Origin of the sequence: uncultured Chitinophaga sp., from assembly GCF_937874145.1 — a bacterium.
In the GTDB taxonomy this organism is placed as follows: Bacteria; Bacteroidota; Bacteroidia; order Chitinophagales; family Chitinophagaceae; genus Chitinophaga.
The window spans coordinates 1-3,539 of record NZ_CALNBI010000045.1; the positions used below are offsets into that span (position 1 = coordinate 1).

5 protein-coding genes are annotated in these 3,539 nt (G+C 56.4%); 2 read left to right on the forward strand and 3 right to left on the reverse strand.

The window, feature by feature from the left end; genetic code table 11:
* Both Q0510_RS02110 and Q0510_RS02115 read left to right on the forward strand, forming a co-directional pair.
* Nucleotides 1-268: 4-alpha-glucanotransferase (locus tag Q0510_RS02110; protein WP_298707786.1), on the forward strand; the 268-nt coding region annotated here is incomplete at its 5' end.
* Nucleotides 269-372: 104 nt separating this feature from the next.
* Nucleotides 373-1,392, forward strand: coding sequence for a dipeptide epimerase (locus Q0510_RS02115; protein ID WP_298707788.1), 1,020 nt, complete (start codon nucleotides 373-375; stop codon nucleotides 1,390-1,392).
* Here Q0510_RS02115 and Q0510_RS02120 read toward each other — a convergent pair.
* The 3 genes from Q0510_RS02120 to Q0510_RS02130 form a co-directional block, all read right to left on the reverse strand.
* Complete coding sequence (locus tag Q0510_RS02120; RefSeq protein WP_298707790.1) at nucleotides 1,389-1,811, reverse strand: hypothetical protein; 423 nt, start codon at nucleotides 1,809-1,811, stop codon at nucleotides 1,389-1,391. The genes Q0510_RS02115 and Q0510_RS02120 overlap by 4 nt on opposite strands.
* A gap of 194 nt (nucleotides 1,812-2,005) precedes the next feature.
* Nucleotides 2,006-2,266 (reverse strand): hypothetical protein, encoded by a 261-nt coding sequence (locus Q0510_RS02125; protein WP_298707792.1) that lies wholly within the window; start codon nucleotides 2,264-2,266, stop codon nucleotides 2,006-2,008.
* On the reverse strand, nucleotides 2,253-3,539 hold a 1,287-nt coding region (locus tag Q0510_RS02130; protein WP_298707794.1), incomplete at its 5' end, for a hypothetical protein. The genes Q0510_RS02130 and Q0510_RS02125, both read right to left, overlap by 14 nt.

Genomic DNA, 3,539 nt, shown 5'->3' on the forward strand with positions numbered 1-3,539 from the left:
GGCCGGCGGGAACTATGCACAGCTGATAGAACAGCATTTACAGTCCCCCGCCATGTGGTGCATCCTTCAGCTGCAGGACTGGCTGTCGCTCGACGATTCCATCCCGCACCCCGACAACCCCGACGACGAACGCATCAACGTGCCCTCGGTACAACCCTGGAACTGGGGCTACCGAATCCCCCTCACCCTCGAATCCCTGCTGGAAGCAACATCCCTCCAGACCAGGATGCGCACCCTCATCGAGGAAGCCGGCCGGCTACATCCTTGATTAATAGCGAGAGCAGATGTGATCAAAATCACATCATCTTACCGGTCATTTCAACCCCTTTCATTATGCATAAAAAATGAAACTTTCCGCCGTATATTTAGCCTATGGAATTGACATTATATCCCTTTGAACTCAAATTCCGGCACACTTTCACCATCTCCCGGAAAAGCAAAGACGTGCAGCCCCTTCTCGTGGCAAAGCTCTCCCAGAACGGGTTCAGCGGCCTCGGGGAAACCGCCGACAATTCCTACTACAACATCACCGTTCCCATGCTGATGGACGCCATCAACGCACATCGCACTTTCATCGAAAGCTATACGCTCGACACGCCGGAGGCTTTCTGGGACGAAATGTTCCCCCGTCTCAAAAACAATATGTTCGCGCTCTGCGCCATCGATCTCGCCGCGCACGACCTCTACGCGCAACAGCTCGGGAAGAAACTCTACGAAGTCTGGCACCTCGATCCCGCCGATAATCCCATGACCGACTATACGATCGGCATCGATACCGTGGAACATATGGTCCGCAAGCTGCAGGAATTTCCCTGGCCGATCTATAAAATCAAATTGGGGACGAAAGACGATATCGCCATCATCCGCGAACTGCGGAAACATACCGGCAGCACCTTCCGGGTGGATGCGAATTGCGCCTGGGGTGTGGATGAAACCCTTCGCAACGCGGAGGCTTTCCGCGACCTGGGCGTCGAATTTATCGAGCAGCCCATGCCTGCGGCCGATTGGGATGGCATGAAGAAAGTATTCGAACAATCCGCCCTTCCAATTTTTGCAGACGAAAGCTGCATCGTGGAACAAGACGTAGCCCGCTGCCACGGCTATTTCCATGGCATCAATATAAAACTCACCAAATGCGGCGGGATCACTCCCGCCCGGCGGATGATCCTCGAAGCCAAACAACGCGGCATGAAAGTCATGACCGGCAGCATGAACGAAAGTACCGTCGGCACTTCCGCCGTTGCACACCTGCTTCCATACCTCGATTATGTGGACATGGACGGCCCGCTCCTCCTCGCGGAGGATATCGCCGATGGCGTTCGCATCGAAAATGGCGTGATCCATTACGCGGACCGCAACGGTACGGGCGCTGTGCTCACCCGTACCCGCTAATCCTTCTTCGTCAGATACCCATCCTGTGGCAGCGCCTGTTTCATCCCCGAAAAGGTGAAATTGGGCGTTTCCCGGTCGTTGCGCACCACCATGTAGCCGCCGATAATGCCTTCCTCCCGGATGGAGAAATACACTTTGTTGTTCAGCAGCCACTCATGCGGATAGCATGGCAACTCATACGGCAGGCCGCTTTTCAGGTCGGGCATCATGATAAAATCATAACGCTTCCCCGGGGCAACGATGCCTTTGATGTAACAGAAATCCCTGCGGTTGGGACTATACCGCGGGTCGTTTTCCATCGTCCCGTAAAAGAACATGCCGTTCGTGCTGTCGATTTGCAACAGGTAGCGGAGCGTGCCCAGGGAGGATTTGAAGGAGATACAATATTTGCCGGTCAATGCAGCGGTTTTTTCGTGCATGAGGCGATTGGTTTGCTGACTGTTTGCCTGCAGCGGTTCAGCGCACAGATATAGCACTGCAAGTAAACAAACAGTCGTCCAGGTGTTAGAATGGCGGAACATGGCGACAGATTTGTTTACTTAATAGACACCTGAGCGCACCGAAAGTTGCATGCTAATATATGAGTGGAAATAACAGGATTAGTTGGTGGAAATCAGCCGGGGTCGTTGATTTCGTGCCATTCGGTGGCGAAGAAGACGTAGGCGCTCCTGCGCCCGGTGGCTTCGATCCATTTGCCGGCCAGCCTGGCTATGGGGTTTTCAAAAGCATTTCCCGAAGCCGGGCGTATCAGGAAACAGTCGTCATCCGTTTCCAGGTATACGCCCAGGCTTTCGCTTTTTGTATTTCTTGCGAAGGTGCGCAGCGTGAGCCGGCCCCTGACGGTTTGATGCGGTATGGATTTATCGTCTGACATAAGTTCGTTCTCCTAAAATCTGCCCGGCTCTTTCCTTGACCACCAACACGTTGGTTTCCTTGAATTTGCCGTGAAACTTAGATGCCGAATATACGTGAAATTTCACGGGCGCTGCCAGCGCTTTGGCGTGGATGCCCCGGGCCAGCGGTACCGCACCGCCTTCCGTGACGAATACTTTCTTGGTCGCTTTGCCCGGAAACTTATGTGCCTTGAGCAGCGCTTTGATATTGTCGGGCTCCGCGGCCGCGGGCACCGGCTTCGGCACGGCGAGAAACTGGCCGAGCATCAAACCTTTCGCCTGCAATCCTTCCCGCCGGTTTTCGCGCACTTCCCGCAATTTGGCGGGCACGTTCACCGGCACCAGCGAAGGGTCGCCGAGGAGGTAGAACTGCGATAAGGTCTTGATTTCGTACGGGTCCAGGGTGGGGCCCATCTCGTCGAGGAAACGCTGCCGCGCCTCCAGGAACGCGCGCCCGGTAGACGCGCCGCGGAGCACGTTGATCAGAAAGTATTGCGTGACCAGGTCCGCCAGCCCCTGGCCTTCGGCCGGACCATACGCAATCGTGCTGCTGCCCGCCACCGCTACCGCATGCTGCGACAGGTATTGCGAAGCCAGGCTGGGATATCCCGACGCCGTGATCGCAGGATCATACAGCTGCGCGCCGTAACAGCATTCCGCCGCCACGATCGTGCCTTTCGCGATTTTTTTCTCCAGCCAGCCGGATGTGTGGGCGATGGGATAGCTGCTCCCTTTCTGCCCGTAATAGTTGCCGTCTTCCAGCGCGCCGTGGCAGTTGATGAAGTGCGTCTTCGCTTTCAGCTGCGTGGGGGTCCAGCGGGGGCCTTTGGGGGAGAGATGCAGGTTTTTGATATTGCCGAAGATGTTCTGGCAGCTTTCCTGGGTGGAGAGGCGCCAGTCGTACACACTGATGCTGAGGTAATTCAGGTAGTCTTTCTGGTTGCCGGGCTTGCTGGCGATCGCATCGCGGACGAGCGACCGGAAGTACTTCGGGTCTTTCCCGCCGGGGAGGTCGGGCAGCCGGCCCACTACGCGGGTGGGGCTCACGAATTTGCCGGGGTCTTCCGACCAGGCCTTGTCGCAGGCGTATGGCAGATCGCTGGGCACGATGGCGTCTTCGTCGTCCGTACTGTGAATGAGATTTTTCAGCGGCTGGAAGGGGACGACGTCCTGCGCGCCGGCAATAAGGATGTAATCCGGCTGGAAGTGCTTGTACACCCCGTCGATGGCGCGCTTGTTCTGACGCGCGTCCGC

Excerpts from the sequence above, each read along its gene's own strand:
- Q0510_RS02115 (WP_298707788.1), top strand. The coding sequence starts at position 373 with ATGGAATTGACATTATATCCCTTTGAACTCAAATTCCGGCACACTTTC.
- Q0510_RS02120 (WP_298707790.1), bottom strand. The coding sequence starts at position 1,811 with ATGCACGAAAAAACCGCTGCATTGACCGGCAAATATTGTATCTCCTTC.
- Q0510_RS02125 (WP_298707792.1), bottom strand. The coding sequence starts at position 2,266 with ATGTCAGACGATAAATCCATACCGCATCAAACCGTCAGGGGCCGGCTC.